General features: G+C 40.0%; 28 protein-coding genes, 2 pseudogenes and 1 riboswitch. Of the genes and pseudogenes, 15 read left to right on the top strand and 15 right to left on the bottom strand.

Annotated features, from left to right (window positions below; genetic code table 11):
* Positions 1–47 precede the first annotated feature (47 nt).
* Complete coding sequence (locus tag AC1DSK_RS04235) at positions 48–1,439, top strand: bifunctional metallophosphatase/5'-nucleotidase (RefSeq protein WP_477546749.1); 1,392 nt, start codon at positions 48–50, stop codon at positions 1,437–1,439.
* 193 nt (positions 1,440–1,632) lie between these two features.
* Here AC1DSK_RS04235 and AC1DSK_RS04240 read toward each other — a convergent pair whose 3' ends face one another.
* Both AC1DSK_RS04240 and AC1DSK_RS04245 read right to left on the bottom strand, forming a co-directional pair.
* Positions 1,633–3,297: a formate--tetrahydrofolate ligase gene (locus tag AC1DSK_RS04240; RefSeq protein ID WP_477546750.1), complete on the bottom strand. Its 1,665-nt coding sequence runs from the start codon at positions 3,295–3,297 to the stop codon at positions 1,633–1,635.
* A 68-nt stretch (positions 3,298–3,365) separates the two neighbouring features.
* A pseudogene (locus AC1DSK_RS04245) lies at positions 3,366–3,593 on the bottom strand (MFS transporter); the annotation flags it as partial.
* Between the two features lie 359 nt (positions 3,594–3,952).
* On the opposite strand from AC1DSK_RS04245, the gene AC1DSK_RS04250 reads away from it, so the two are divergent.
* The 3 genes from AC1DSK_RS04250 to AC1DSK_RS04260 all read left to right on the top strand — a co-directional run bounded on the left by AC1DSK_RS04250 (position 3,953) and on the right by AC1DSK_RS04260 (position 5,717).
* Positions 3,953–4,117 carry a hypothetical protein gene (locus tag AC1DSK_RS04250; RefSeq protein ID WP_477531698.1) on the top strand — a complete coding sequence of 55 codons (165 nt, stop codon included), beginning with the start codon at positions 3,953–3,955 and terminating at the stop codon, positions 4,115–4,117.
* A 182-nt stretch (positions 4,118–4,299) separates the two neighbouring features.
* On the top strand, positions 4,300–5,019 hold the full coding sequence (locus tag AC1DSK_RS04255) for a YebC/PmpR family DNA-binding transcriptional regulator (RefSeq protein WP_477546751.1): 720 nt from the start codon (positions 4,300–4,302) through the stop codon (positions 5,017–5,019).
* Positions 5,020–5,552: 533 nt separating this feature from the next.
* Positions 5,553–5,717: a YjcZ family sporulation protein gene (locus AC1DSK_RS04260; RefSeq protein WP_016429586.1), complete on the top strand. Its 165-nt coding sequence runs from the start codon at positions 5,553–5,555 to the stop codon at positions 5,715–5,717.
* A 466-nt stretch (positions 5,718–6,183) separates the two neighbouring features.
* Here AC1DSK_RS04260 and AC1DSK_RS04265 read toward each other — a convergent pair whose 3' ends face one another.
* Positions 6,184–7,584, bottom strand: a complete 1,401-nt coding sequence (locus AC1DSK_RS04265) for an amino acid permease (protein ID WP_477546752.1) — start codon at positions 7,582–7,584, stop codon at positions 6,184–6,186.
* 106 nt (positions 7,585–7,690) lie between these two features.
* Positions 7,691–7,872: riboswitch (Lysine riboswitch) on the bottom strand.
* 181 nt (positions 7,873–8,053) lie between these two features.
* On the opposite strand from AC1DSK_RS04265, the gene AC1DSK_RS04270 reads away from it, so the two are divergent.
* The gene (locus AC1DSK_RS04270; RefSeq protein ID WP_477546753.1) at positions 8,054–8,818 is read left to right on the top strand and encodes a MerR family transcriptional regulator; all 765 of its coding nucleotides are present in this window, start codon (positions 8,054–8,056) and stop codon (positions 8,816–8,818) included.
* A 57-nt stretch (positions 8,819–8,875) separates the two neighbouring features.
* On the opposite strand, the gene asnB is transcribed toward AC1DSK_RS04270, so the two are convergent.
* Complete coding sequence (gene asnB / locus AC1DSK_RS04275; protein WP_477546754.1) at positions 8,876–10,723, bottom strand: asparagine synthase (glutamine-hydrolyzing); 1,848 nt, start codon at positions 10,721–10,723, stop codon at positions 8,876–8,878.
* A gap of 143 nt (positions 10,724–10,866) precedes the next feature.
* Between asnB and AC1DSK_RS04280 the strand changes: the two genes are divergently transcribed.
* Positions 10,867–11,349 (top strand): DinB family protein, encoded by a 483-nt coding sequence (locus AC1DSK_RS04280; RefSeq protein ID WP_477546755.1) that lies wholly within the window; start codon positions 10,867–10,869, stop codon positions 11,347–11,349.
* A 36-nt stretch (positions 11,350–11,385) separates the two neighbouring features.
* Here the strand turns inward: AC1DSK_RS04280 and AC1DSK_RS04285 are convergent, their stop codons facing one another.
* Positions 11,386–11,883: a hypothetical protein gene (locus AC1DSK_RS04285; RefSeq protein ID WP_477546756.1), complete on the bottom strand. Its 498-nt coding sequence runs from the start codon at positions 11,881–11,883 to the stop codon at positions 11,386–11,388.
* 83 nt (positions 11,884–11,966) lie between these two features.
* Between AC1DSK_RS04285 and AC1DSK_RS04290 the strand changes: the two genes are divergently transcribed.
* Both AC1DSK_RS04290 and AC1DSK_RS04295 read left to right on the top strand, forming a co-directional pair.
* Positions 11,967–12,371, top strand: a complete 405-nt coding sequence (locus AC1DSK_RS04290; RefSeq protein WP_477546757.1) for a GNAT family N-acetyltransferase — start codon at positions 11,967–11,969, stop codon at positions 12,369–12,371.
* Positions 12,372–12,396: 25 nt separating this feature from the next.
* Positions 12,397–12,642: pseudogene (locus tag AC1DSK_RS04295) on the top strand (hypothetical protein).
* A gap of 34 nt (positions 12,643–12,676) precedes the next feature.
* On the opposite strand, the gene AC1DSK_RS04300 reads toward AC1DSK_RS04295, so the two are convergent.
* The 3 genes from AC1DSK_RS04300 to AC1DSK_RS04310 form a co-directional block, all read right to left on the bottom strand.
* Complete coding sequence (locus AC1DSK_RS04300; RefSeq protein WP_477546758.1) at positions 12,677–12,874, bottom strand: hypothetical protein; 198 nt, start codon at positions 12,872–12,874, stop codon at positions 12,677–12,679.
* Positions 12,875–12,892: 18 nt separating this feature from the next.
* Positions 12,893–14,221 carry an NAD(P)-binding domain-containing protein gene (locus tag AC1DSK_RS04305; RefSeq protein ID WP_477546759.1) on the bottom strand — a complete coding sequence of 443 codons (1,329 nt, stop codon included), beginning with the start codon at positions 14,219–14,221 and terminating at the stop codon, positions 12,893–12,895.
* A 70-nt stretch (positions 14,222–14,291) separates the two neighbouring features.
* A complete protein-coding gene (locus AC1DSK_RS04310; protein ID WP_477546760.1) occupies positions 14,292–14,738 on the bottom strand; it encodes a MarR family winged helix-turn-helix transcriptional regulator in 447 nt (148 codons plus the stop codon).
* A 91-nt stretch (positions 14,739–14,829) separates the two neighbouring features.
* Between AC1DSK_RS04310 and AC1DSK_RS04315 the strand changes: the two genes are divergently transcribed.
* Positions 14,830–15,327 (top strand): N-acetyltransferase family protein, encoded by a 498-nt coding sequence (locus AC1DSK_RS04315; RefSeq protein WP_477546761.1) that lies wholly within the window; start codon positions 14,830–14,832, stop codon positions 15,325–15,327.
* 329 nt (positions 15,328–15,656) lie between these two features.
* Here AC1DSK_RS04315 and AC1DSK_RS04320 read toward each other — a convergent pair whose 3' ends face one another.
* Both AC1DSK_RS04320 and AC1DSK_RS04325 read right to left on the bottom strand, forming a co-directional pair.
* Complete coding sequence (locus tag AC1DSK_RS04320; protein ID WP_477546762.1) at positions 15,657–16,025, bottom strand: VOC family protein; 369 nt, start codon at positions 16,023–16,025, stop codon at positions 15,657–15,659.
* On the bottom strand, positions 16,015–17,196 hold the full coding sequence (locus AC1DSK_RS04325; RefSeq protein ID WP_477546763.1) for a YbfB/YjiJ family MFS transporter: 1,182 nt from the start codon (positions 17,194–17,196) through the stop codon (positions 16,015–16,017). The genes AC1DSK_RS04320 and AC1DSK_RS04325 overlap by 11 nt, the downstream gene beginning before the upstream one ends.
* 126 nt (positions 17,197–17,322) lie before the next feature.
* Here AC1DSK_RS04325 and AC1DSK_RS04330 point away from each other — a divergent pair, with 126 nt between their 5' ends.
* From AC1DSK_RS04330 to AC1DSK_RS04345, 4 genes are all read left to right on the top strand, one after another.
* On the top strand, positions 17,323–17,841 hold the full coding sequence (locus tag AC1DSK_RS04330) for a TraR/DksA C4-type zinc finger protein (protein WP_477546764.1): 519 nt from the start codon (positions 17,323–17,325) through the stop codon (positions 17,839–17,841).
* 183 nt (positions 17,842–18,024) lie between these two features.
* Positions 18,025–18,528 carry a GNAT family N-acetyltransferase gene (locus AC1DSK_RS04335; RefSeq protein WP_477546765.1) on the top strand — a complete coding sequence of 168 codons (504 nt, stop codon included), beginning with the start codon at positions 18,025–18,027 and terminating at the stop codon, positions 18,526–18,528.
* Between the two features lie 297 nt (positions 18,529–18,825).
* Positions 18,826–19,893 (top strand): two-component system sensor histidine kinase NtrB, encoded by a 1,068-nt coding sequence (locus AC1DSK_RS04340; protein WP_477546766.1) that lies wholly within the window; start codon positions 18,826–18,828, stop codon positions 19,891–19,893.
* Positions 19,894–19,901: 8 nt separating this feature from the next.
* Positions 19,902–20,051, top strand: coding sequence for a hypothetical protein (locus AC1DSK_RS04345; protein ID WP_477598083.1), 150 nt, complete (start codon positions 19,902–19,904; stop codon positions 20,049–20,051).
* 233 nt (positions 20,052–20,284) lie between these two features.
* Here the strand turns inward: AC1DSK_RS04345 and AC1DSK_RS04350 are convergent, their stop codons facing one another.
* On the bottom strand, positions 20,285–21,076 hold the full coding sequence (locus AC1DSK_RS04350; protein ID WP_477546768.1) for an SDR family oxidoreductase: 792 nt from the start codon (positions 21,074–21,076) through the stop codon (positions 20,285–20,287).
* A gap of 24 nt (positions 21,077–21,100) precedes the next feature.
* Positions 21,101–21,538 (bottom strand): OsmC family protein, encoded by a 438-nt coding sequence (locus AC1DSK_RS04355; protein WP_477546769.1) that lies wholly within the window; start codon positions 21,536–21,538, stop codon positions 21,101–21,103.
* Positions 21,539–22,057: 519 nt separating this feature from the next.
* Between AC1DSK_RS04355 and AC1DSK_RS04360 the strand changes: the two genes are divergently transcribed.
* The gene (locus AC1DSK_RS04360) at positions 22,058–22,837 is read left to right on the top strand and encodes a 3D domain-containing protein (RefSeq protein WP_477546770.1); all 780 of its coding nucleotides are present in this window, start codon (positions 22,058–22,060) and stop codon (positions 22,835–22,837) included.
* 160 nt (positions 22,838–22,997) lie between these two features.
* Here AC1DSK_RS04360 and AC1DSK_RS04365 read toward each other — a convergent pair whose 3' ends face one another.
* Genes AC1DSK_RS04365 through AC1DSK_RS04375 form a run of 3 tightly spaced genes read right to left on the bottom strand, consistent with a single transcriptional unit; the run spans position 22,998 to position 25,702 of the window.
* A complete protein-coding gene (locus AC1DSK_RS04365) occupies positions 22,998–23,663 on the bottom strand; it encodes a (2Fe-2S)-binding protein (protein WP_477546771.1) in 666 nt (221 codons plus the stop codon).
* The gene (locus AC1DSK_RS04370) at positions 23,663–24,700 is read right to left on the bottom strand and encodes a FecCD family ABC transporter permease (protein ID WP_477546772.1); all 1,038 of its coding nucleotides are present in this window, start codon (positions 24,698–24,700) and stop codon (positions 23,663–23,665) included. Before AC1DSK_RS04370 ends, AC1DSK_RS04365 begins: the two co-directional genes overlap by 1 nt.
* Positions 24,701–24,703: 3 nt before the next feature.
* Positions 24,704–25,702 (bottom strand): FecCD family ABC transporter permease, encoded by a 999-nt coding sequence (locus tag AC1DSK_RS04375; RefSeq protein ID WP_477546773.1) that lies wholly within the window; start codon positions 25,700–25,702, stop codon positions 24,704–24,706.
* A gap of 116 nt (positions 25,703–25,818) precedes the next feature.
* Between AC1DSK_RS04375 and AC1DSK_RS04380 the strand changes: the two genes are divergently transcribed.
* Positions 25,819–26,772: an ABC transporter substrate-binding protein gene (locus AC1DSK_RS04380; RefSeq protein WP_477546774.1), complete on the top strand. Its 954-nt coding sequence runs from the start codon at positions 25,819–25,821 to the stop codon at positions 26,770–26,772.
* Positions 26,773–26,891: the final 119 nt, after the last annotated feature.

Genomic DNA, 26,891 nt, shown 5'->3' on the forward strand with positions numbered 1-26,891 from the left:
AAAAATAGATAGAATAATCAAGTAGAGACAAAAATTGGGGGAACAACATGAAATTACGAATTTTACATACCAATGACCTACATAGCACCTTTGACAATTTTTCACGAATGGCCACACTGATTTCAACATATAAAAATGAAAATACCATTGTGCTCGATGGTGGGGATTTTGCGGACTTTAAAAGCATTGAACTGCAGGGCACAAAAGGCATCGCAGCTATTGAGCTGTTAGAAGAAGCGGGATATGACGCCATAACCATAGGAAACAACGAAATGTTCAACGGTGTAGGAACTCTCGAGCATATGGCGAGTCATAGCTCCGTTCCTTTTATCAGCAACAATTTGGTGAAAAAAGATTTGAGTATCATTCAAGGAGTTGTTTCCAGCGTTATTGTAGTGAAAAATGGTTTCCGCATTTTGATTACCGGTTCATCCCCGGATATGGGGGTTTTCAATGAGGGTCTAGGAATCCATGTATATCCTTATAAAGACATGATAGCAAACGAAATCAAACGCAATGAAGGACAGTATGACCTGTGTATTTTACTGAGCCATTTAGGCACGGTAGCCGATGAGGAAGTGGCAGAGGATATTCCGGAAATAGATATCATTCTGTCTGCACATGATCATCAGCTGTACAATGAAGCGAAAATTGCCCATGGCACCATCATGAACAGTGCTGGCAATTACGGTGAATACTTAGGGATTGTAGACATTGAAATAAACAAAAATAAACATGTAGAACTGATTTATTCGGCCACTCTCCCAACAAAAAATGAAGAAAACGATGAACGTATAACGACCATTTTGAAAGAGAATAAAGCAAAGGCCATAACGACATTGAGTCGTCCTCTCTATCATCTTGAACAACCACTTTGGCATGATGTCCTGGATGAAAATCCGCTGACAAATCTCATTGCAGACGGATTGAAAGATATGTTAAAGTGCGAGATTGGATTAATCAACAGTGGCATTGCGAATTCAGGTATTTTTCACGATCTATCCCATAAAAAGTTGATCGAGGTGTGTCCGTCCCCCTTAAACCCAACATCATTTGAAGTGAAAGGCAAAGACATCAAGTTAGCGTTGGAGCAATCACTAGATGCCCAGGTTTGTTTGGCAGATGGCAGAGGACCTGGCTTCAGAGGGAAATTCGTTGGCAGGCTGCACATTTCCGGAGCTGACATAATTCACGATGGCAAAACAATTGAAGGTGTAATGATTGGCAAAAGGCTAATGGAAGATGAGGTTTGGTATTCAGTCGCTAGCTCCGATTATTTACAGCGCGGTTCTGGCTACCCATCACTTGCCCATAACCGAAATGATCAGTATAGCCCGGATGAAATCAAAGATGTTATACGTCAGTATGCAAATCAACCCGACTTTGTAGAGCGGGCAATGATGAATCGATGGAAACAAGTGGCGAGTGTGAATGTGTGAATTTAGTAAACACTTAAGCTCCACGTAGGGCTAAATAAAAAAGCACGAGTTTTCGAAGATCCCTTTAAATTAGAAGAGATTCTGCGAAAGCCGTGCTTTTTCTTACTTCTTGGCTCATGCGGAACGTGCGGCAAGCGCAAATGTACGATAAACAACCGTACCGTTTAACAGAGTCATTTATTCAAATCAGAGGTTAAAACAACCCGACAGCATTTCCTTCTGCATCAATATCCATTTTTAACGCAGCTGGTTGTTTTGGCAATCCTGGCATCGTCATGATATCACCCGTCAGGCAGACTAGGAACCCTGCACCCAGTTTTGGGATGATATCGCGAATGGTAATAACGAAGCCTTCAGGGCGACCAAGAAGGGACGGTTGATCCGAAAGGGAATATTGTGTTTTGGCCATGCAAATAGGCAAAGCATCCCAGCCATATTTCTTCAATTCGACCAGCTTTTTCTTCGCGCTATCCGTTAACTGTACGCCAGCTCCACCGTATACTTGCTGAACAATCACACGCAGTTTTTCTTCGACGGAGTCCATTTCGTCATACAGTAACTTGAAGTCAGTAGGTTTGTCCAGTTCTTGTTTAACGAGCTTCGCCAATTCAAGTCCACCTTTGCCACCTTGCTCCCACACATTTGTCAGGGCAATATTCACGCCTTGTATTTGAGCCCACTCCATAATTTCTTGCATTTCATCTTGTGAATCGGTAATAAAACGGTTCAAAGCAATAACCGGCTCAATGCCAAACTGACGGACGGTATCCACATGCTTCGCCAAATTGGTCATGCCTTGTTTAACTGCATCAGCATTTGGCTGTGTCAGCTCGGTTTTCAAGACGCCACCATGCATTTTCAATGCACGAACCGTTGCGACTATGACAACGGCATCAGGATGGAAGTTACCTTTTCGTGATTTGATGTGCATGAATTTCTCCGCACCTAAATCTGCTCCGAATCCTGCTTCTGTTACGACGATATTAGCAAGTCTTCTTGCTGTGTTGGTTGCCATCAAGGAGTTGCAGCCATGTGCAATATTGGCAAAAGGACCACCGTGAATAATGGCGGGTGTTCCTTCTATGGTTTGGACCAAGTTCGGCTTGAAGGCATCCTTCAAAAGCATCGTCAAGGAGCCTTCTACACCTAACTGACGAACCGTTACGGGTTCTTTATCGTATGTATACGCAATGACCATTTGCGCAAGCTTCTCCTTCAAATCTTCTAAAGAAGTGGCAAGGCAAAGAACGGCCATGATTTCAGAAGCTACAGTGATATCGAAACCATCTTGTCTAGGGATTCCTTGCATAGGACCGCCCAATCCAATGGTAATTTGTCTTAATGCACGGTCATTCATATCGAGCACTCGTTTCCATGCAATTCTTCGTGGGTCGAGATTCAATTCATTTCCTTGATGTAAATGATTATCGATAAACGCGGATAATGCGTTATTGGCAGTCGTGATGGCATGGATATCTCCCGTAAAATGCAGGTTGATATCTTCCATGGGCAATACTTGCGCGAATCCACCACCAGTGGCACCACCTTTTACACCCATCACAGGACCTAAAGACGGTTCACGCAATGCAACAATGACCGATTCATTCAACTGGTTGAACGCGTCAGCCAATCCTACCGTCACAGTTGATTTCCCTTCTCCTGCGGGCGTCGGACTGATGGCAGTAACTAAGACAACTTTTCCATTTTTCGTTGCAGGTGGCAGGGAAGAAACGTCAATTTTGGCTTTGAAATTGCCGTAAAGTTCAAGTGCTTTTCTAGGAATCCCTGCTTTGTCTGCGATTTCCTGGATTGGTAACATGGTTGCATTCGTTGCGATGGATAAGTCTGTAAATGTCATGAATTTCCCAACCTTCCTTGTTCCTTTTATTGAGCCTGATGAGTAAACTTCTTCTCAGTTACCTTTGCTTACGATTTAACAACAAAATCTCGTTGCTCTGCATTTAATTGGCGAAGCTTTTGTATATCTAATCGAATTAACAGTGAAATGGTTAAAGCGACTAAAAAAAGAAACGAGAATACGATTAGCGTTACTTGGTAACTGCCTGTTGTTTCACGAATCCATGATACAACTATCGAGCATATCAATCCAGCTGCAGCCCAAGCTGTTAATACATAGCCGTGGATTGCACCAAGCCAAAAAGGTCTCCTATAGCGGAAAATGCAATTAACCAACCCGATTTTTAGTTTTCATAATCTGCTTCACTTGTAATAATTTTTGTGTGAATGGAAATTCGCAAATTGATTCCCTTAAATCTATATTTGACAATGTTAACTTACAAAATTCATAGATTCAAGTGAATATTATGTTAAAAATCGAACAATTTTAATAATAACATTAAAAACATTCGTCTTTTCAGAATTACATTCGTGTGAAAATAAAATGGTTTTATTGTGATCCTTGGAAAAGAATTTCCGCTAGTAATTGAAGGGTGTGATAAAAGTGAATTGCGGGTATACCTATATCTAAACAAACGTATTGAGGAGGTGTACCTATGTTTGAACCCATGAACAAAGATAAACAAGATGAAAGAATCATGACACATAAGGAAACTGAGAAAAAGAATGTAAAACTTTCCTCAAATGATGTATCGGAAGAAAAAAATGAAAATACGGAGACTGTGGTCACACAACCACGTATCAGTACTGAAGGACTCTAAAGCAAAAGGCGGGCTCTGATGGGGTTCGCTTTTTTGTTGGCATTTCTGTTGTCACCCGAATGAGATTTCACTCGAAACTTTTATGTCTCTTGGTGTATAATGCAACAGTAAGCAAGTGCATAAGCGGTCATTTTAGTAATAGTATGATATAGATACATATACGTGAAAGAGAGTGAAACGATATGGGACGTAAGTGGAATAATATTAAAGAAAAGAAAGCTTCAAAGGATTCAAATACAAGTCGGATTTATGCAAAGTTTGGTCGCGAAATTTATGTGGCAGCTAAACAAGGTGAGCCGGATCCCGAATCAAACCGTGCACTTAAAGTCGTACTTGAGCGTGCGAAAACGTACAGTGTGCCAAAAACTATTATTGATCGTGCGATTGAAAAGGCAAAAGGCGGTTCGGAAGAAAACTACGATGAACTTCGTTATGAAGGTTTTGGTCCAAGCGGATCGATGGTTATCGTTGAAACACTGACGAACAACGTAAACCGTACAGCTTCTGATGTACGCGCGGCATTTGGTAAAAATGGCGGCAACATGGGTGTAAGTGGATCGGTTGCTTACATGTTTGACGCAACGGCTGTTATTGGGATTGAAGGCAAATCAGCAGACGAAGTATTTGAACTTTTAGTAGAAGCGGACGTTGATGTGCGTGACGTATTAGAAGAAGAGGAATCTGTGATTGTATATGCTGAGCCTGATCAGTTCCATGCTGTGCAAGAAGCATTCAAGAACATAGGAATTACTGAATTTACAGTTGCTGAACTGACGATGCTAGCACAAAATGACATCACGCTTGAACAAGATACACAAGCGCAATTCGAGAAAATGATTGATGCGATTGAAGACCTAGAAGACGTTCAACAAGTCTACCATAACGTGGATTTAGGTGAATAAATAATAGAAAGCCGCACCGAGTCCAGGGGAACCTGGCAGTAGGTGCGGCTTTTATTGTGATTTCAAATTAAAATTGGAAAAGGGACATACCCGATTGGGCATGTCCCTTATATAGATAAGATAACATAAAGTCTGAATGATAATTTTTCATCCCGAATATTCGGGGAATAATTTCCTAAGAAAGTGTTCCTTGCTTTCCGTGCCGCGGTCATTTGTCCACTGGGTGTCTTCCTTAAGCAACGTAAACCCTACCTTCTTTTACGTCCTTGCGACCCTATAGTCGCGCCAGTGTGAATAAGTTTAATCAAAAACATCGAGTAGATGCCAGAATTTCAAAACTTAATTGTTACCTTACATGTTAACTTGACTATTATTACACACACAATGGTCTTTGTCAAAGAATATCCTATAAATTGTAAAAGGAATCATCATTTCAGTAAACAAAAAAGCTCATTTACTCCGCTAAATCCCTAGGTCCTTCATCATCCCCTTCATATCATATAAGAATCTTTGAAGGAAAGGGGGACTTTATCATGGATTATTACGGCGGCGGTTACGGTCAATGTGGTGGCTATGGACCATGTGGTGGTCAATACGACCACTGCTCTCGTAGAGGCGGGAGTACTTTTGCAATAATTGTAGTTCTTTTCATTTTACTAATTATCATCGGTGCATCTTTCCACCATAGAAAATGCTAGTAAAATAGGAAATTCTCTCGAAAGTAAGATGGTTATATACACTCGAATTTCCCCTAAAAAATACCGACTGATTTAAGGAGTGCCTAAACAGCACTCTTTTTTAATGAAACTCGAATATTGCTCCACCTTCGCTACTTCTGGGGAAACAGAATGTGGTCTAGGTAGACAGTTTGTGTGTCCAGGTAGACAGATTGAGGTTCCAGGTAGACAGAGCTGCATTCCAGGTTGTATAAAATACAATTCCCATTCATAGTTGCAAAGGGTTGGGGTATTTTCAAATAGCATACCTCCAGGTAGACAGTTTGAGGTTCCAGGTAGACAGATTGACAGTCCAGGTAGACAGAATCGCATTCCAGGTTGTATAAAATACATGGTTCATTGCAGAACAGGATGTATGACTATGATTGAAGCTTATTTACATAAAAACGCCCACTTCATTTCATAGATGAAGTGGGCGTTTTGGGTATTAAATGTTGTTGTTTGCTTTTTTAACTCGACTGTAAAACAGAATCCCGCTGGCTAATAGGATTACACCAAATGTAAAAGTCTTGAGGTCGGCTGTACCTGCATAAATAACCCAAATGGAGTAAAGGGTAGCAAGAACTCCTATAATCCCATCCGTAATTCTACCTCTTCCATTTTTATATGTTTCACCAGTAAAGACCAGCTTCAACTGGAAAGCAGAAGAAATGAAATAAGGAACTAAATATGACAGCGTTGCGACGATAATGATGAAATCAAAAGCGGCTGCTATCGTATTTGATACCGTGGAGAATATGAACACCTGTGCAACTAAATTAGTGATGACCAAAGAAAAGACGGGTATCCCTTTCTTATTCACTTTTGCGAATGAAGGGAGAAATAAACCTTGTTTAGCTGCCTGGTAAGGAATTTCAGCACTCAGCATAACCCAACCAATTGTGGAACCAAATAAACTGACCAGACCGATGGCGGCAAGAATTTTTCCACCGACTGGTCCCAACACAGTTGAAATGGCATCGATAAGTGGTTTATCAGAAGCGATTAGTGCTTCATGGCTTAACATTCCTAAAACTAGCGTGCTGATCCCTACATAAATGGTAAGAGCAATAAGTAGTCCAATCGTCGTTGCACGCTTAACATCGATTGGTTTTTTAGCACGAGATGCAAATACCACGGCAGATTCAACACCAACGAATGCCCAAAGAGTTGCTACTGCTGCACCATTAACTTGCCCCAAAAGACCAATAGATTGTCCAAGCTCATCATATCTCGGCGCTACAAAAGGAAGAATGTTCGCTTTTTGAAATGCAAATAGACCAATTACAATAAATAATATGAATCCAATTACTTTCGTGGCAGTGGCAACAAAATTTATCTTCCCGGCATTTTCTAGACCATTTAGGATGATATAATGCACACCCCATAACAATAATGTACAAACTGTAAAGGTAAGTGCATTCCCCATTTTTAAAGTGAAGTTACCAATGGTAAACAGTTCAGCCTGATTAACTAAAATAGGGAAGAACGTGGACAAATAACCTGCAAAAGTGGTGATGATGGCAACATTACCAGCAACATTACCAATCCAATATCCCCAAGAAGACATAAATCCTGACAACGTGGAAGCGTTACTGCCCGGCTTAAACAATTCCTTTGCATAAATCTGTGGACCACCAGTTAAATTTGGTTTTCTCAATGCAAGATTGCCAAACACGAGTGCAATCATCAACACTCCAAATCCCGTAATCAACCAAGCGGATAATACACCGGCAGGGCTTGCAACTTCACTCAATGTGCGGGGGAGCATAAAAATGCCGGATCCCACCATATTTCCAACTACTAACGCAGTTAAAATCCATAAACCTAGTTTTTTGTTCGTGTTCATAAGCATATGCTCCTTTCGTTCATCTTCTATCTACCCAAAAAATATGATTTGTAAAATAAAAATACATAAAACGCATTCAGAAACGGTGTGCAAAAACCGAATCAGACAAAAAGATAGTTTTCATGGTCAATCACTATGACAGTTCTGCACTTATTCAGTGCCAGTCCCAGCATTAGTAATCAGAGCGATCAGTGCTTCTGCGAAAAATTCTTTCGCTTGAAATCAGCAAGTTCTGTTCTCTGACTTTTTTTCAAGTAACTATTATTTATCGCGATCTCTACCTCATCTTAAGCTGATGAGGGCTATATTTATTCACTGTACTAATATAGATACGTTTAAATGATTAGTCAATTGAAATGATTTACTATAGTAGTGTACGAAAGTTCAGCTTATTGCAAGTTTTTTAGATTTTCCAATTGACATTGACGCAACGTCAAGGAGTACGATGAAATCAAGAGGAGGTGACGAGATGGAATACACAGTTCAAAAATTAGGGAAATTGTCGGGAATCAGTTCACGCACATTGCGATACTATGACGAGATGAATCTTCTCAAGCCGGCGAGAATCAATTCATCAGGATATCGGATATACGGCCAAGCGGAAGTCAATAAGTTACAGCAAATCTTGTTTTATAGAGAACTGGGTTTGAGTCTCGAACACATCAAACAAATCGTGAACAATCCTTCATTTGATGGTGTGAAAGCCTTGAATGATCATCGTTCACAACTCCTCGACAAAAGAAAGCAGCTCGATCTACTGATTGCCAACGTGGAAAAATCGATTTCTTCAACAGAAGGGAGAAGTACCATGACGAACGATGAGAAATTTGAAGGCTTCAAACAAAAAATGGTAGATGATAATGAACAACAATACGGCAAAGAAATTCGTGCGAAATATGGAGATGACACGGTCAATCAATCAAATAGCAAATTAAAAAACATGACGCAGGCACAACATGATGAAGTAACAAAGCTTGCCAATGAAATTGCCATGACTTTAGCGGAAGCTTTCAAGACGGGAGATCCCGCAAGTGAGAAAGCCCAAAAAGCCGCTGAACTGCATAAACAATGGCTTATGTACTATTGGCCAAAGTATAGCAAGGAAGCACATGCAGGACTTGGGCAGATGTATGTGGATGATGAACGCTTTACTGCCTACTATGATAAAGAACAGCCAGGAACGGCTGCATTCTTCAGAGATGCCATTCAAATTTATACCGGTATGAAGTCATAACAAAAGAGCAGATTGAGTCAATTCGACTTCAATCTGCTCTTTCTTTCGTTGAAATAATCAATCAATCAATTGAATATTGTTATCTTTATACCAAACGTGCATTTGAGCGAGATGGGCAAGAAGCTGTGGCCCAGACATCAATTGACCGAACCATGGAACTTTGAATGCAGTTCCTTTCGACTCAACCAATTCATTCAACCGGTCACTGTCAAATAGTTCATGTAGAATCGAATTTTTGTCTATCAGAATGTCTTTCAGCCAGCCTTGGACACGGTCGGTGTAATACGGATTATGGGTTTTAGGATAAGGGCTTTTTTTGCGGTAAAGGACTTCGTCGGGTAACATGCCCTCTAATGCTTTTCGCAAGATACCTTTTTCCCGATTTCCCGCCATTTTTATTTCCCAAGGAATATTCCAGGCATATTCGACAAGCCGGTGATCGGCAAATGGTACGCGTACTTCCAAGCTTGCTCCCATACTCATACGGTCTTTACGATCAAGAAGTGTTGTCATGAACCAAACCATGTTCAGATAAAACATTTCTCGCCGTTTTGCTTCAAGACTTGATTCGCCATCGAGACGAGGAGTTTCGGCAACGCTCTGTTCATAGGCCTGACGTGCGTAATCTTCGAGTTTGAGTTTTTTGCGCCAATCATCTTTTAATAAGGAAACTCGCTCGGTTGTGGAGCGCATCCACGGAAAACCAGTGCCATTTAAATCATTAGCATTGTGAAACCATGGATAACCACCAAAAATTTCATCCGCACACTCTCCAGACAAACCAACTGTGAAATCCTCTTTTATTTCTCTGCAAAACCACAACAAGGAGGAGTCGACATCCGCCATACCAGGTAAATCACGGACATGCACGGCTTCAGTCAGATAATTTATTAGTTGATCTTGCGTAATGATGGAAGAGTGATGCATGGTTCCGAATGTATTGACGACTTTATCAATCCAAGGTCCATCGGCATTCGGCTGAAATTCATTTGCTTTAAAAAACTTGGCATTGTCTTCATAGTCAATGGAATAAGTATGAAGAGGTCCTTTTGCTTCTAGTTTGTAACGATTGGCTGCAATGGCCGTAATGGCACTGGAATCAACCCCACCTGATAAAAAGGAACAGAGTGGAACGTCTGATACAAGTTGACGTTCGACGGCATCCGTTACGAGGAAACGAACTTTTTCTGCCGTTTCATCCACTGAATCTGTGTGATGTTCACTTTTGACGTTCCAGTAGCGCCAAATTCGAAGTCCTTGACGTGAAACGGTTAATGCATGAGCAGGTCGCAATTCCTTCACTCCATGGAATACCCCGGAACCGGGTTTTCGGGATGGCCCCACAGCCAGCACTTCTGCTAATCCTTCGCGAGACAGTTGCGTTTTCATATCTGGGTGGGCAAGAAGAGCTTTAATTTCTGAAGCGAAAAGAAAGCCCCCGCCATGTTCCGTATAAAACAGCGGTTTTACGCCTAAACGATCGCGAGCAATAAACACTTTTTGATCCTTTTCATCCCAAATGGCAAAGGCAAATATGCCATTGAAATATTCCACACACTTTTCTTTCCATTCAATGTAGGAAGTCAGTAGTACTTCTGTATCGGAGTGTCCAGAGAAGGTATAGCCTTTTCGCAGTAATTCCTTCCGAAGATCTTCCGTGTTATATAATTCTCCGTTATAGCAAAGTGTATAGCGGGTATCATGATGTACTTTCGTCATTGGCTGCCTGCCACCTATAGGATCAACAACTGTCAATCGTCGGTGCCCAAATACTGCATGTGATTCTAACCATACATTTTCATCATCGGGTCCGCGTTTGGCCAATGTTTTTGTCATGTTTTCAACTACAGATGCTTGTGTTCGCAAGTCGCGTTCAAAGTGAACCCATCCTGTAATTCCACACATTGATTCTCATCCCTTCTAACTCAAAAACTCTTCTATTTGCATCTTTCTAGCCTATGCAAAAAAAACAATAATGCTCATATGATAGGAAATTATCGATTGATTGGCGAATTACTTATTTAAGTGAAAGAGAAAGGAGAATACAGATGAAGACATTTTTTCAGTACAACTGGGTCGTAAGAGAAGAATGGTACAAATGGTGTGAAGACGTACCTCAGGAGGAATTATTAAAAGTCCAGACAGGTGGAGTGGGGGGGATTTTGCACACATTATTCCATATTATCGATGTGGAGTGGAGCTGGATTCGTGTCTTGCAAGGCAAGCCTGATTTCCAGGAGAGTTTTGACGAGTATCAAAGTCTGGAGCGGGTGAAGGAATTGGATGCACTCTTTCAAAAAGACGTAAGAGAGTTTGTCCATGCATGGGATAACCATATGGAAATGAACGAATTACAAGAAACCAGACAGGATGGAAGCATCGAAATTCTCACATGGGGAGAAGTAATGCGTCACACCATTGCGCACGAAATCCACCATATAGGCCAGTTATCCGTTTGGTCTCGTGAGTTAGGGGAAAAACCGGTATCTGCAAATTTGATTAGAAAAGGACTCACAACTTTAAAACCTTGAGTAGCTCATTTTACTCCGGGTTAGTTTCATGGCTGTTCAAGGTTGGAAGAGGAAATATTCACCTGTTCTTGGATTGAAAGTGTAGTATAAGATCTTTTCATCTTTAATAGCCGCGATAAAATAAAGTTCATTGTTGCCGTGTGTAGGAATTTTTTTTGTGTGTTTCCATCCAAAATCATCAACATTGAATTTCACAGCATTGTCTTTGTTCGGCAGCTCTACGTTTTCTTTTTGTTCAATTAACAATTGAGCATCATGAAATGTATATTGAGGATGTATGACGAAGTAGTAAATCGGTAAACCAATCAATATCCCGTATAGAAATAAAAGTACCCGATACTTGCGTTTTTGTTGAGTAGGCTCTATCAGAAAAACGTGCAAAAAAAACGTTTGAAAAATGACCATGGTTAAAAGTGAAATGTGAATCATGTAGTCTTCCATATAAACATAATCCCTTGCCTTGAATGTATAATAAATTCCTTCAGAAATTGCTAGAAGAAATACGCCGATAGTCAGCTTTTCATTCTTAACCATCGGTTACACCACCCTCATTAAAGCGTATAGATAAATCATACAACAATGTAAAAAATAAACATATATAAAATTGAGGTAATAACATGAAACCTTCCATACTAATCCGCCCATACAAACCGAGTGACTATCCATTCATCAAGCAATTGAACCAGCTGGAAAGATGGAATAATCTCGTAGAAAAAGAAGAAGACACAAAAAAAGCGTGGGATCATTCCAATATTGCATATGTAGCAACAATCAATGAAGTAATAGTTGCCTATGTGAGGGGAATGACCGATCAAGCAATCACACTTTATATTTGTGAAATCCTCGTCAGTGAACAGGTACGCGGTCAGGGAGTTGGGCAACAGTTGCTCAAGTTTGTACATAACCAATACCCAACAACCAGAATGGAAATGTTGGCAAGCTCGACGTCACATACTTATTATGAACAACATGGCTTCAGACCTTTTTATGGATTCCGTAAAACATTACCTGAATGGAATTAACTAACTACAAAGGATGTTTTAAAAGATGAGCAATATAGATAAACGAAATCGTCTGGATGAAGAGGTTTTTAGTTATCGAGTGAGTAAAAATAATTCGGTCTTTATTGACTTTAAGGGGAAAGAGATCAAAATTGTAAAAGGCAAGGAAGCAGAGAGGCTGATTTAAAAAATTCAAGCTGCTGAAACAGATAAAGAAATCCAGTTGACTCTTGCGAAAATTACCGGAAACTTTAAACGTGGCAATGAAAAAAACAGTAAAAAGAAGGCATAGTTACCTAAATTCAAAGTAACTATGCCAAAATGCATCACTTATTAATTTCACTAGTTGCCTGAATAAATGACTGATAGGTTACTGGATCAAAGTGGTTCGGATTTCCTTTAAAGAATTTTTCGAGCATGTATTGTTGTGCACAGATAACGGAGCATTGCTTCGCTTGGATAATTAAATTCAGATAAGCGATAAAATAAGCTATTGATAAATTCCCGCCATTGTTTACGACCATTTTAAACCCTCCATATTGTTAACAACATGAACTCTTCCCACCGATATTTGTACTGCAAACACCCGTTTCAGGTAAATCCAGTTCCACACGTTTTGCCGCATCCTGATCACCTGTTAAGTGGGCAACAATGGAACGGACTTGTTCGTAGCCAGTGGCCATCAAAAATGTTGGCGCACGCCCGTAACTCTTCATGCCCACAAGATAAAAGTTCTTTTCTGGTTGCCGAAGTTCAGCTTCTCCGTGAGGACGAACGGTCCCGCAGCTGTGAATATTCGGGTCAATAAGTGGTGCCAAGGCAGATACACTCTCGATAGCGGAATCAATGTCGAGTCTAATTTCACGCAGGAAACTGAAATCAGGTCGAGAGCCAGTGTTTGCAATGATTTCATCGATATTATCAATTAAGTATCTCTCGTTTTTCATAGTACCATGAATGGTTAACTTGCCATTCTCTTTAGAGATTTCATTTACCAGGAAAGGGGTATGAACGCTAATTTTGCCGCTGTCCACCAGTTGATGAATACGTGAACCTAATTGACCTCTTGCTGGAAGTGCATCCCGGGATTCTCCACCATAAACTTCCTCGACACGATTCTTACGCAGAATCCACACGATTTCCGTTCCTTCCAATTCAGCTAATTCCAAGATTGTATTGATTGCAGAATGACCACCACCGACAACAGCCACACGTTTTTGTTCAAATTTAATACGTTCTGTTTCTTTTATATTTGGAATGCCGTATGTGATATGAGGTGAAAGCAATTCTTCCCCTTTTGTCCACACGTTATCTGCATTCACGGGATTTGGTTGTGCCCAAGTACCAGTGGCATCTATGACTGCTTTTGCTTCAATTCTTTCAGTTGTGCCTTCTTTTTCGATATACAGGATGAAAGACTGTCCCTCTCTGTTGGCATCTTTCATTTTGTCCATTCCCTGTTTACTGATTGCCACTACTTTTGCATTTAATTTGATGAATGGTTTAATTTGAGGCAGATTGGCTAAAGGGATTAAATAGTCTTCCACAAGATCTTTACCAAAAGGTAGTCTCTTCATGACAGGTGCCTTCCAGTGGCTTTCTTCCAATAGCTTCAAAGCCACTTTGTCGATATTATATTGCCAAGGGGAAAATAATCGGACGTGACCCCATTTTAAAATATTATGTCCTACTGTGGGTCCGGCTTCGATTATCAAAAACTGTTCGTTTTTAGCTGCCAGATGCGCGGCTGCAGCCAAACCGACCGGCCCTGCTCCGACGATTACCGTTGGCAAATTCGTTTCCTCGAGTATAGATTCAGGAGAACTACAGCAATTCGTCAAAATGTTAAAACTCATTTTTTCATTGTTCATCGTTAGTCCCTCTTTTCTTTATTTGCATAATGCAAGTATATAGTGAATAAATAAGCAAGATTTCTCTTGCTCATATAATAGGCGTACAGCACACACTTGATTTTGCCATAGCATTGTTCAATAATTTAATAGATCTCAAGACTGTTTCTTGTTCAAATTCATTCATATGTGAAAAAATTTCATCCAAGTAATTATTCATGGAAGTTTCAATGGCAGTAGCCATGAATTTGCCTTGAGTAGTTAAGGATAAATTATAATACCTTTTATCATCAAGGGAAGGGGATTTTGTGACCAGTCCCATTTTGGTTAATGTTTGAATCTGTCTACTGAATGTCGTTACATCAATTGCCAAAAGGTCTGCAATTTGTTGCATGGTTGGTTCATGTTGCTTATCAATTTCGTATAGAATATGACTATGCACAGCTGAAATATCAATGCCACCAATGGCGCAACAATTTTTATTCAAAAGGCCGAAGCGGCGGGTCAATACTTGAAATAACTCACGTTTATTTTCCATGATTCACCTCTTTAATATAGTTATATGTTATTTATTTGCAAAATGCAAATAAAAACTAAAATAAAATTAAATAGATAAAGAAGGTATGAAAATGTCCGTGAAAATTCGTCCCATGCTTGCAACTGACTGGCAAGAGGTAAAAGAGATTTACGAAGAGGGCATCAAATCGAAAAATGCCACTTTTGAAACACAGTCACCAACGTATGAAAAATGGATGGAAACCTCTCATCCCAAGTGTCACTTGGTTGCAGAAGAAAATAATCGCGTGTTGGCTTGGGCGAAGGTGCTATATACTTCGGCACGTCCTGTTTATGCAGGGGTGGGTGAAGTCAGTATCTACGTACATCCAGAATCGAAAGGTAGAGGTGTAGGCAAGCGTTTACTACAGGAACTAATCAAAACATCTGAACAAAAGGGTTTTTGGACATTAAAAGCAGTCATTTTCCCTGAAAATGTAGCGAGCCTCAAACTACATTTGTCCTGCGGTTTTCGGGAAGTCGGATTTCATGAGCGAATGGGTAAGATGGACGGGGTCTGGCGTGATAATACGGTATTGGAAAGACGCAGCACACTTGTAGGTATTGACTAATACCTTTTATTTAAAGGCTTTGTTAAACGCTACTGTTGATTATCGTACATTTACGCTAGCCGCATGTCCGCATGAGCCAACGTATGAAAATCACATACTTGTGGGTATCACGCTTCAAAAGTGCTACTCCTGCGGTTACTCGTCGCAAAATGCAATTTTGTGGCAACGCCTTCGTGACCAACATCCTGTTCGTCCGCGGAAAGGGAGCAAATACCCTCTCTTTTTATGGAAAATCAACAATAAAAGTTAACAGAGCCTATATAAAAAATGAACTGACAAAAACGTGACGCCTGAACTCAGGTGTCACGTTTTCATTTTTAATCATGATTTCATTTTTTCAACCACTCCAAAAATTCCAAACGGTTTCCGAAAGGGTCATTTACATAAAAGCGGTTGGCTCCTGGTAATCTATCATCCGTCAGGACCGATATGCCTTTACTACGAATATGATCTGCCAATTCTTCGAGTTCACTTACTTCGAATGCAGGATGCGCTTTTTTTGCAGGAACAAAAGATTGTTCTACGCCAATATGAATATGAACACTCCCATTTGAAAACCAAACACCGCCATTCTGTTTCAGGCTTTCAGGCTTTTCGACTTCTTCTAAAGAAAGTACGTCCCGATAAAAAGAGCGTGCTGTCTCTTCACTTCCTATTGGAGCAGCCAATTGAATATGGTCGATTTGTTTAATTAACATCACTTTTAGTTTCCAACCTTTCATGCTTGATTAAAGGCAATAAGAAGAGTGCACCGATAAACACTACAGATGCTGCACAAGAAATTGCTAATGCATAACTTTCGGTCTCGGCAGCTAAAACTCCTGCTATAGAGGGACCGAACATTTGTCCCAGTGCATAAATAGTGGTCATGATTGCGATAACTTTCGCACTGCCATGGGGATTTTTGTTACGAGCAAATGCTGTGGCAAGAGTGGTAACCCCCATAAAAGTAGCTCCAAATAAAATAGCACTCACATAAAAGCTTGTAGAAGATTCAGACAGGGCTGGCAAAGCGATACCAATTGACTGGATAATCAATAAAATCATCAGTGACAACATGTAGCCAAATTTACTGCCAAAATAAGCCCATATGACACACGAAGGTATTGCAGCCAAACCGACTAAAACCCAGACACTCGTAGCGTTTCCACTGAAAGCGGGAGTCATTTTAGCGATGGCTACAATAAATGTGCCTGTCACGATATAACCTAATCCTTCTAACCCATACGCTACGAGTAACCAAGGTAGCCATTTTGGTGTTTTGGATGGTGTTGAGACGTCAGCAGCTGAACTAATAGCCGGTTCAGAGTGGTCTTCTTTAACAGTTGAGAAGACTACGATACTTAATACTGCTGCCAAACACGCAAGTCCTATCCAGGCACCTTCATAGTGAAACTTGTTTATTAATAGTGGAACAAGCATGCCTGATACGAAAATTCCTAGACCAACTCCTCCATACATGACACCGACCAGACCGAGTTTACTTTGTTTGGCCAACTGATCCAATATCAAACTGGAAGCAAGCACGAAGACGAATGCACTTGTAATGCCGGACAGGAATCGCCAGACCATCCATGCGGTATGATTATATGTAAGTCCCATGACTAACGTTAATAAAATACTGATGACAATAGAGATACGCAAAAAAATGGCCCTGTTGCGCTTTAAAGGAACGACGCTTGCAATCACGGCACCTACCAAATAACCAGCATAATTACTTGATGCCAAATATCCGGCAAATCGGGTAGAGAAGCCACTTTCATGTTGCATAAAAGGTAGAATTGGCGTGTAGGCAAAGCGGCCGATACTCATGGCAATAAACAGAGCAAAAACGCCTCCGGTAACAAGTAAATAAGGATTTTTAGACAAGGCGAATTCCCCCTCCAGTTTTCTTCTATAATCATACGCCTTTCATTCAAAATTTCAAAAGAAGGTTTGATTTCCGCATTAAAGGAAATAGATAGGGAAAGCGAAAAGAACTTGGAGGAACTATTCATGAATGATCAACACTTGAAACAACTAAAAGACCAACTTACTCAAGATCTGGAAGATGTGAAAAACCGTCTTCATGAAGACCATCATTTAGAAACAACGGAGTTATCCAATTATGATAATCATCCGGCAGATAACGCGACGGATTTAACTGATCAAAATACAGAAATGGCAATTGAACACCATAAAGAAGAGGAAGTCGAACAAATTGAATCAGCTTTGCAGGCTATCGAAAATGGAACATATGGTATTTGCACCGTATGTGGGGAAGATATTCCGTTTGAACGACTGGAAGCATTGCCGACTGCACGTACGTGCATTGAACACGCAAATCATGATTTTGGCACGGATGGTCGACCATCTGAAGAAGACATTCTTGGTTCTTCGACGGAACACCCAATAAAAGATACAGGTGGCGTCCGTGATTACGAAGATAGCTTTGATGATGTTAAGAATTTCGGTACTTCAGATTCACCGCAAGATGCAGTGAAAAGCGATCAAAAAAACTTTTACAAAAAATAAAATGCACGCGAGGATTCCTAGAGAATCCTCGTTTTTATTTTGTTCAATCGCAAACAAATTGGACTCTATTCAAAAGTGGTGATTTTCACATATAATGAGAGAAATGAGAATATTTAAATTATCCTGAAAAGTATCTGTAACTTTTTTTTTGATTAAACGTTTAATTGATTTGGAGGAACATGAATGAGATTAGTCAAACCATCACTTGAGTGGAAACAACAACATGAAAATTTCATGGTRGAGTGGGGTTCCGATCGAATGGTTCCGAGTAGTATGGATTTATCGGGATTTGATACATATGAAAAGTTTTTATTCGCATTGGATTTACGTGCGAAGGGAGAACATCCATGGGTTCCAAGTTCCCATTATTTTTTAATAGACGGTAAAGATAAAATAATCGGCATGGTTGATATTCGTCATGAACTGAACGAATTTTTGCGGAATATCGGAGGACATATCGGATATGGTATTCTTCCAAGTGAACGTAAAAAAGGGTACGCAACCTACTTGTTAAAAGAAGTTTTAACAAAATGTAAAGAGCTACAGATTGATCAAGTTCTAATCACCTGTGATGAAGACAATGTAGGTTCTGCTAAAGTGATTATGAATAACGGAGGAATAGAGGACGATTTATTCATCACGGAAGAAGGCGTGATGAAGAGAAGATTTTGGATTTCTATTAAGTAATAATTGAATTTTTTATGCTAGGTAAAAAGATAGAAAAAGCGAGAAGAAAATATGATTTTTTTTGCAATGAAGAACATAATGCTAATTATTTTAGATGAAACTCTTAAAAATCATTGATATTTGCATTAAAAATGGTAAATATATGTTTTCATTCATGAAATTATCAGTTACAATATATATAATTAAGAGAAAATTCATATTAATTAGATATTTAATTGGAGTAACTATCAATTTGTAACGGTTTTTTTAGATATCCTTCACATATTTGCCCAGTCCAATGTAGAATGGAGCCGAATCATGAATCAAGTGTTAGAGTCTATGGAATCGAAAGTAAATAGCGAAATAATGTATAGTCAGATAATTGAATACTCTGTAGAAACCATCATTATTCATGTTAATCAAGAAGTCCTTTATATTAACCAATCCGGCTCGAATTTTCTAAGAGGTTCAAAAGATGAGTTCATTGGCAAGGATTTCTTAAACATTTTTCAGGACGACATGAAGGACATGATTCGGGAAAAAATTCAAAAAACCATGATTGGAAATGAACCGACTCGCATGATCGAACAAACCATTACGCGTTTTGATGGGACGCTGGTCGATGTCGAGCTATACTGTCATCCAGTACAATTCGGTGACAGAAGAGCCATTCAAACCGTATTGCGGGATATCACAGTTCGAAAAGAAACTGAAAAAATGTTAAATGACCGACAAAAATTGGCTTCAATTGGGCAAATTGCTGCTGGAATCGCTCATGAAGTAAAAAATCCTCTTACATCAGTAAAAGGTTTTCTGCAATTATTGAAAGAACATAATTCACATCCTTATTTATTCACGATGGAAAGCGAACTAGAGAAGGCCATCGACACATTGCAAAATTTACTTCAAGTATCTAGGCCGAACCTTTACGAAGAACAGCTAGTCCAGATCGACATATGTAAAGAGTTGAATTCAATCGTCTTCTTATTTCAGGACAAGCTATACAATATAGAACTTGAAATGGATATAAGGAATTGTAGGAAACATATTTATGGCAAGAAAAATCTATATTTGAAAGCGTTTTTTAATTTGATAAAAAATGCAATCGAATCGATGCCGTCGAAAGGAAAGCTCCGAATAGAGCATTACTTTCAAGATGACCTAGTCCATGTGAAAATCAGTGATACGGGAGTGGGCATTCCGAAAGATAAACTAAATTTGCTTGGAACTCCTTTCTATTCAAGTAAAAGTGATGGCACTGGCTTAGGGTTAACACAAGTATTTACCACAATTAATGATCACGGTGGACAAATGACTGTGAACAGTGTGATTGATCAAGGAACCACATTCCACCTGAAATTACCTCAATATCCGGTTGGTATGTAAAGGAGAATATGATGATCAGATTTGGTATGTTTGGAGAAATCACGACCGTTGAAGGTAAACGTGATGAATTGGTCGGTATATTGTTGGAAGCTGCAGAGGCGATGAACACACTGGAAGAATGTGAGCTTTATATCGTTAGTGTAGATTTGGGTTACTGAAGTTTGGCAAAACGCAGAAGCACATAAAGCTTCTCTATCACTTGATGCAGTAAAAATGTTGATACAAAAAGGCCGCCCTCTTATTAAGGGAATGAATACGATGAATACGTTTTCCCCACTAGGCGGAAAGGGTCTATCATAAAACTCTTGTAATCCTTCCGTTCTAATCAGAGAATGGAATTTTTTTTATTAATTGAAAAAAGCACCAATCCATGAAAGACTGGTGCGAAAAGTTATAACGCTTTTAACATACCGCCGTCAATCACCAGAGATTGACCAGTCAAATATGTATTTAAGGGGGAAGCCAAGAATAATACGATTTTAGCAAATTCCTCTGGCTGTCCATAACGCCCCATAGGAATAAGACTCTCACTGTATTTGACAATGTCTTCTATAGAGACATTCTGGCGACTGGCTGCCAGATGGTCAAGTTCTGCCACACGGTCAGTAGCGATGCGTCCAGGACCAATCGTATTCACTAAAATATTATATTTTGCATATTCACGGGCCAGACTTTTCGTCATTCCGACCATTCCAGAACGGAATGTATTGGAGAGAATCAATCCATCAATCACTTCTTTTGTTGAAGAAGAAGCAATATTGATGATGCGACCAAAATCATTTGATTGCATGTGAGGCAAAACAGCACGAGTCGTACGGATATAACTCAGTAAGTTTTTCTCAAAGGCCGCCATCCAATCTGAGTCTGTTACATCTTTGAATCCTCCAGCTGTTGGTCCACCTGTATTGTTAACTAAAATATCCACACCATTGAATTCTTCTGATACCCATGAGAAAAGAGCATGTAGGTCTTCTACAGAAGACATGTCACATTTCTTGTAATAGACTTTCGGATTATTTGTCAGCTGCTGGATTTCTTTAACAGTGCTATCCAATGTCTCTACATTACGGCTCGATAATAGGACGGTAGCGCCTTCTTTTGCAAATTCCAAAGCCGTTGCTTTTCCCAAACCTTTACTCGATGCGGTCACGAGAACAATTTTATCTTGTAACTGTAAATCCATCTGATCCCTCTTCTCTAATAGAGTTTAATTAACTTCCAGGTTTGCTTCTAATTCGATTTCCACATTTCCTTTTAATGCTCGACTGATCATACATGAGCTTTCGGCTTTCTGCGACAGTTTCCGAGCTAAATCCAAATCCTTTTCGGAACATAAAATAAGATGGGGACGATGAATGATTTTTTTATATGTGATGATTCCATTGGTAATATCCACGATGCCTTCAGACGTCATCGTCAAACTTTCTTTTTCAATATTGCTTCGTTCTAGCATAGCTGCGAGTGTAATAATGTAGCAGGTAGCGGCTGCACCCAATAACATTTCATCGGGATTTGTTCCAATACCTGGTCCATCCATTTCTGGTGGAATCGAAATTTCGGTATGTAAGTTTGCGGTCTGAATGGTGCCTACGTCATTACGGAGACCGGGCCAATTTGCGGTTAAATGAAATGAATGAAGTGCCATGATGAACTTCCTCCTTGAAGTTGTTTTTTTCAGTGTAAAGGAATTTAACAAAAATAGCAGGAAACGAATAGTGCAAATGTAAGTTTGCACTATTCGTTTGCGACGAAGCTAGCGAAGCGATGCAGGAGCACCGGTAAAGCCGTGCCCGCGAAACGCGTCCGACGCAATGGAAATCAACATTTTCTTGCATCTGATCTTTTTCAATAGAATAGTATATTCACTCATATTATTGTTTGTCTGTCTACAGTCTGCGTCTTTCCACATGGAAAGATGTTTTTTCTTTATATAGAAGGAAATCGCAAATTTTACAGAGACTTTATGTGAAAACGTATTTTTAATAAAAAATAGATGATGTTGGATGTTATCCATAAAATATGGACATAAACGTATATATTACAAATATAACGAGGTGTCGAATCCTGTCACGCAATTGAAAACTTCTACACACGGCTTTGCAATTGATCTGCAATGCGGGGGTGGTATGCTTGTTTTCGTTAGTGAAAAGGAGGAAATTCATTTATGAAAAAGCAAATCGTTGCACTAACTACAATTGCAGCACTATCAGTAGGGGCGGCAGCACAAGCATCTGCATCTAGCGTCCATACGGTACAATCAGGAGATACATTGTGGTCTATTTCCCAGGACAACAATGTTAGCGTACAAGATTTACAAGATTGGAACGACTTAGAGTCTACTCTTATATATCCATCAGATGAACTTATAGTAGCAGACAAAGTAAACAAACATGTTGTTGTAAAAGGTGATTCACTTTTCAAAATCGCTAAAAAGCACAACTTAACAGTTAAGGAATTAAAAACTTGGAATAATATTTCTGGTGATTTAATCTTCCCAGGTGATCAGTTAGTATTGGAAGGAACAAAAGTTGCTTCTGCGCATACAACGGCTAAACCTGCTTCTAATAAAGCAAAAGCTCCAGCTCAGTCTCAATCTCAATCAACTGCTAAAGCATCTGCTCCGGCACCAGCTGCCGTACAAACTTCAGCTTCAGTTAAAGAGATGACAGTAACAGCAACAGCATACACTGCTTATTGCTCGGGATGTTCTGGTACTACGGCAACGGGTATTGACTTGCGTGCAAATCCGAACCAAAAAGTTATCGCGGTAGATCCATCTGTCATTCCATTGGGATCACGTGTATGGGTTGAAGGTTATGGTGAAGCAATCGCCGGCGATACTGGTGGTGCAATTAAAGGTCAAACTATTGATTTGTTCATGGCTAAAGAGCAAGACGCAGTAAATTGGGGTCGTAAAACAGTCAAAATTAAAATCTTAGATTAATAGTGTTAGAAAAGGTGAGTCTTGTACTCATCTTTTTTTATGCAATGACATGGGACGATAGGATATCGGACATTTCTTCTGAAAACACACCATTGACGTATGAAAAGAAACTTAGAACGAAAAAAGCCTGGACAGAAAAATGCCCAAGCTTTTTTGGTATTTACAGTGGACAGCTTTTACACGGTTTGCTGGCACCTTCAGTTTGGTAATACAGACAACATGTTTTGCGTGTTGTCCCTTGATGACATGCGTATAAAGAGATGGGATGTTGTTTGACAATCCCGTATTCCTCGGTTGGCAAATCGATTAACCGCTGAAAGGTATCGTGATCACTGAGTACGGTTTTCAAAACCCATTTTACATAGGTAAAGATATTTTCGAACAACACGACACGGGAAATGCCTTTTTCTTTTGCAAGCATTTCAACCATCGGAACCAATAAAGAAGCATATAGATTTTTTGAAATCCACTGAACGGTTGTATGAAGTGGTTCAGTAGTATTGATTGGAAACGAATAAACTGGCAGCCAACTAGAATTTTTGGAATTATCCTCAATGGTAATAAATCGGCATTCGTTTGCCTTAACTACAACCCCATATTTAATACGGGCATAAATCATGAGAGCTGCCATATAACCGATTCGTTTTGCTGTCATCGAAGCGGCATGCCCTCTTGAAGGGCTTCCATATTCACTCATTAAACGTGAATAAAGGTTCTCACGGACTTGTGGATCAAATAATTGATCAAAGGTCAGTGTATACAATGCGTCTTCATCCATATGCCATCGGAAACTGGATGCCAGGTCTTTCGTTATGAGGCTCTTCATTATGCGCTACCTTTTTTCCGTTGGGTCATTAATAAGAAAATGAAATACGGTGCACCTACAGCTGCAGTCCAAACACCTGCGGGCACCTCAATTGGTGCAAATGCAACACGTGCAATCCAGTCTGCAATAAGGACAAGCAATGCGCCAACACCCGCTGAAAATAACACCATCGATTGAAATTTAGGTCCAACGATTCTTCTGGCAATATGGGGAGCAAGCAATCCAACAAATCCGATTCCTCCAGCAAACGCAACTGCTACACCGGTCAATCCGGTACTTATCAGTAACAAAACGACTCGATTTCGTTGAACCTTCGAACCTACCCCCGTTGCAATATCATCGCCAAGTTCCAAAATATTCATTTGTCGACGAAGTAAGAGAGAAATCAATATCAATAAAAGAACCCATGGCATCAACACCGAAACTTGAGACCAATTGGCTCCATAAATACTTCCTGTAGTCCAAATCGTTGCTTGACTGGCTTGATAAATAGGACCCATCAAAATCCAGATGGTTGTCCCTGCTTGCATAAAAGCAGCAACGGCAATCCCGATCAAAAGAAGTCGGAACGGCGCGATGCCGTTTTTCCATGATAGTGCAAAGACAATCAGTGCGGTCAGCGTAGCACCTAAAAAGGCGAACAATGGTAACCACTGAATGCTGACGGTGAGCGCATTATTTTCATCTGAAAATAGAGTTAGAAATAAAACTACAGCGAATGAAGCTCCGGCCGTTACTCCTATTAAATCAGGAGATGCCAGTGGGTTTTTCGTGATGCCCTGCAGGATTGCGCCAGATACTGCCAGTGCCATACCTACAAAAAGGGCCATCATAATACGAGGTAACCTAAAATCTATCAATATGATACGGTCGAACTCTTCCCCGTAACCAAATAAAGCAGCAAGTACTTTGCTCGGAGATAGTGGGAATTCCCCAGACCCCGCAGAAAGCAGCATTACCGTAATAACTGCAGCAAACACAAGGATAGTGGCGATCACAGGATGACGTGTAAAATCTATTCGATTGAAAATTTTCATTTGTTAAATCCCCAGCTTTCTGCGAGCCACAAAAATAAAGAACGGCACACCAATTAGAGCCGTCATGACACCAACTGGTAGTTCCTGAGGCATGAGTACATAGCGACTTCCTATATCCGCCAACAATAGAAGGATGGCTCCCCCTATGGCTGAATAAGGAAGAATCCAGCGATGGTCAAGTCCGACTAAAGAGCGGATTAAATGAGGAATAATAATGCCGACAAAGCCAATAGGCCCAGCGACAGCAACGGCACACCCTGCCAAAACCACAGCACAAGCACCAAAGAAAAATTTAATCCAGATAGTCCGTTGACCAAGCCCGACTGCCACATCGTCTCCAATACTCAATACATTAAGTTCTTTGGCACGCAAGAAAGTTGCTACCAAAGCGATAGCCATATAGGGCAATGCAGTGATTAGCAATTCGATTGGTCGATTTGCCACTGAACCGGCTAGCCAAAATAATACTTGATCAAGTGCAGTCTCATTTAATACCAATAGTCCTTGTGTAAAGGAAGCAAATAAAGCGGTAATGGCGGAACCCGCTAATGTTAATTTAAGCGGTGTCAGTCCCTCACGACCTGCGCTACTCAAAACGAACACGAGAATAAAAGCAAAACTTGCTCCGGCAAAACTTAGCCACATATAGGACTGCAGACTTTGCACGGAGAAAAACACAACGCCCACAACTACAAAGAAACTTGCACCTGCGTTCACACCAAGAATACTCGGTGAGGATAGTGGGTTTCGTGTGATTGATTGCATGATGGCACCAGAAACACCAAGACATGCACCGACGAATGCGGCGATTAATGAACGTGGAAAACGAACATCCTTAATAATAAGATGTTCATTTGAACCATTTGGATTGAAAAAAGAAAGGTATGCATCCCGCCAGGTCGTATCGGTATAGCCATAAACCAGACTGGCGCTCATGAGAAAAAGAATGGCAAACACGCCAATTGCAATTCCCCATCCGCGTTTACTATTTGTATGTATCATAAAAGACCCCTGAAATTTTTATTTAAACCACTGGTTGACAAATAAAATCGTAGCATATAAAGTACTAGTTGTAAATGATTTTCATTCTCAATTGAGTGATAAAAGGAGAAAAAAACATGAAAAAATTAGGTCTTTTATTAATGGCTTTCATGCTAGTCATTTTAGCTGCATGTGGCAAAACAGATGAAAAAACACCAACTAGTGGTGAAGACAAAGATAAAGTAAAAGAAGAAAGCTACACTGTGACTCATGCAATGGGTGAAACAACAATTAAAGGCGAACCGAAACGTATTGTTGTTTTAACTAACGAAGGTGTGGAAGCTTTACTTACAATGGGCGTCACACCTGTAGGAGCTGTCGAAGCGTACACTGGAGATACTTGGTATGAACACACAGCTGAACAATTAAAAGACACGAAGCCAGTAGGTAAGGAGTCTGAACCTTCTCTTGAAGCGATTGCAGCACTTAAACCGGATTTGATTATTGGTAATAAAATGCGCCATGAAAAAGTATACGAGCAATTGAGCAAAATTGCCCCAACTGTTTTTGCGGAAACGTTGCGTGGCGACTGGCAGGAAAATTTCAAACTGTACTCAAAAGCAATCAATAAAGAAGAAGTTGGCCAAGAAAAATTGGACGCTTATAATAACCGGATTGAAGAAATGAAAGTATCTTTAGGCGGTAAAACACAACAAGAAGTATCAATGGTTCGTTTTATGGCTGGCGATGTGCGTATTTACCATAAAGATACTTTCTCGGGTGTCATTTTGGAACAGCTTGGATTTGCACGTCCTGCTGAGCAAGATGTTGCTGATTTCGCTGAAAAGGGCGTAACAAAAGAGCGAATCCCTGCAATGGATGGAGATATCTTGTTCTATTTTACGTATGAAACTGGTGACAAAGAAGCAACAAAATTAGAAGAAGAATGGATTAATGATCCATTGTTCCAAAACCTTGAAGTTGCGAAAGCAAATAAAGTATTCAAAGTGGACGATACAATTTGGAATACAGCTGGTGGTTACATAGCTGCCCAGTTGATGTTGGATGATTTGGAGAAACATTTCGAATAAGAAGGATAACACTGCCCTATGGACAATATCGAATTGTTCAAGGGCAGTTTTTTGTGCTTTTTACAGCTATAAGTTTAAAATGGAAGCTCCCACCCAAGATATTGCATCGGCGATGTTAT

It is taken from the genome of Paenisporosarcina sp. P4_B8, from assembly GCF_056402175.1.

Bases quoted from the DNA above. Each gene is read 5' to 3' on its own strand.
- AC1DSK_RS04315 (WP_477546761.1), top strand. From the start codon at position 14,830: ATGTCCGTGAAAATTCGTCCCATGCTTGCAACTGACTGGCAAGAGGTA.
- AC1DSK_RS04355 (WP_477546769.1), bottom strand. From the start codon at position 21,538: ATGGCACTTCATTCATTTCATTTAACCGCAAATTGGCCCGGTCTCCGT.
- AC1DSK_RS04270 (WP_477546753.1), top strand. From the start codon at position 8,054: ATGGAATACACAGTTCAAAAATTAGGGAAATTGTCGGGAATCAGTTCA.
- AC1DSK_RS04350 (WP_477546768.1), bottom strand. From the start codon at position 21,076: ATGGATTTACAGTTACAAGATAAAATTGTTCTCGTGACCGCATCGAGT.
- AC1DSK_RS04360 (WP_477546770.1), top strand. From the start codon at position 22,058: ATGAAAAAGCAAATCGTTGCACTAACTACAATTGCAGCACTATCAGTA.
- AC1DSK_RS04340 (WP_477546766.1), top strand. From the start codon at position 18,826: ATGAATCAAGTGTTAGAGTCTATGGAATCGAAAGTAAATAGCGAAATA.
- AC1DSK_RS04380 (WP_477546774.1), top strand. From the start codon at position 25,819: ATGAAAAAATTAGGTCTTTTATTAATGGCTTTCATGCTAGTCATTTTA.
- AC1DSK_RS04375 (WP_477546773.1), bottom strand. From the start codon at position 25,702: ATGATACATACAAATAGTAAACGCGGATGGGGAATTGCAATTGGCGTG.
- AC1DSK_RS04240 (WP_477546750.1), bottom strand. From the start codon at position 3,297: ATGACATTTACAGACTTATCCATCGCAACGAATGCAACCATGTTACCA.
- AC1DSK_RS04305 (WP_477546759.1), bottom strand. From the start codon at position 14,221: ATGAACAATGAAAAAATGAGTTTTAACATTTTGACGAATTGCTGTAGT.
- AC1DSK_RS04330 (WP_477546764.1), top strand. From the start codon at position 17,323: ATGAATGATCAACACTTGAAACAACTAAAAGACCAACTTACTCAAGAT.
- AC1DSK_RS04235 (WP_477546749.1), top strand. From the start codon at position 48: ATGAAATTACGAATTTTACATACCAATGACCTACATAGCACCTTTGAC.
- AC1DSK_RS04285 (WP_477546756.1), bottom strand. From the start codon at position 11,883: ATGGTTAAGAATGAAAAGCTGACTATCGGCGTATTTCTTCTAGCAATT.
- AC1DSK_RS04290 (WP_477546757.1), top strand. From the start codon at position 11,967: ATGAAACCTTCCATACTAATCCGCCCATACAAACCGAGTGACTATCCA.
- AC1DSK_RS04255 (WP_477546751.1), top strand. From the start codon at position 4,300: ATGGGACGTAAGTGGAATAATATTAAAGAAAAGAAAGCTTCAAAGGAT.
- AC1DSK_RS04365 (WP_477546771.1), bottom strand. From the start codon at position 23,663: ATGAAGAGCCTCATAACGAAAGACCTGGCATCCAGTTTCCGATGGCAT.
- AC1DSK_RS04280 (WP_477546755.1), top strand. From the start codon at position 10,867: ATGAAGACATTTTTTCAGTACAACTGGGTCGTAAGAGAAGAATGGTAC.
- AC1DSK_RS04310 (WP_477546760.1), bottom strand. From the start codon at position 14,738: ATGGAAAATAAACGTGAGTTATTTCAAGTATTGACCCGCCGCTTCGGC.
- AC1DSK_RS04320 (WP_477546762.1), bottom strand. From the start codon at position 16,025: ATGTTAATTAAACAAATCGACCATATTCAATTGGCTGCTCCAATAGGA.
- AC1DSK_RS04345 (WP_477598083.1), top strand. From the start codon at position 19,902: ATGATGATCAGATTTGGTATGTTTGGAGAAATCACGACCGTTGAAGGT.
- AC1DSK_RS04250 (WP_477531698.1), top strand. From the start codon at position 3,953: ATGTTTGAACCCATGAACAAAGATAAACAAGATGAAAGAATCATGACA.
- AC1DSK_RS04300 (WP_477546758.1), bottom strand. From the start codon at position 12,874: ATGGTCGTAAACAATGGCGGGAATTTATCAATAGCTTATTTTATCGCT.
- asnB (WP_477546754.1), bottom strand. From the start codon at position 10,723: ATGTGTGGAATTACAGGATGGGTTCACTTTGAACGCGACTTGCGAACA.
- AC1DSK_RS04370 (WP_477546772.1), bottom strand. From the start codon at position 24,700: ATGAAAATTTTCAATCGAATAGATTTTACACGTCATCCTGTGATCGCC.
- AC1DSK_RS04265 (WP_477546752.1), bottom strand. From the start codon at position 7,584: ATGAACACGAACAAAAAACTAGGTTTATGGATTTTAACTGCGTTAGTA.
- AC1DSK_RS04260 (WP_016429586.1), top strand. From the start codon at position 5,553: ATGGATTATTACGGCGGCGGTTACGGTCAATGTGGTGGCTATGGACCA.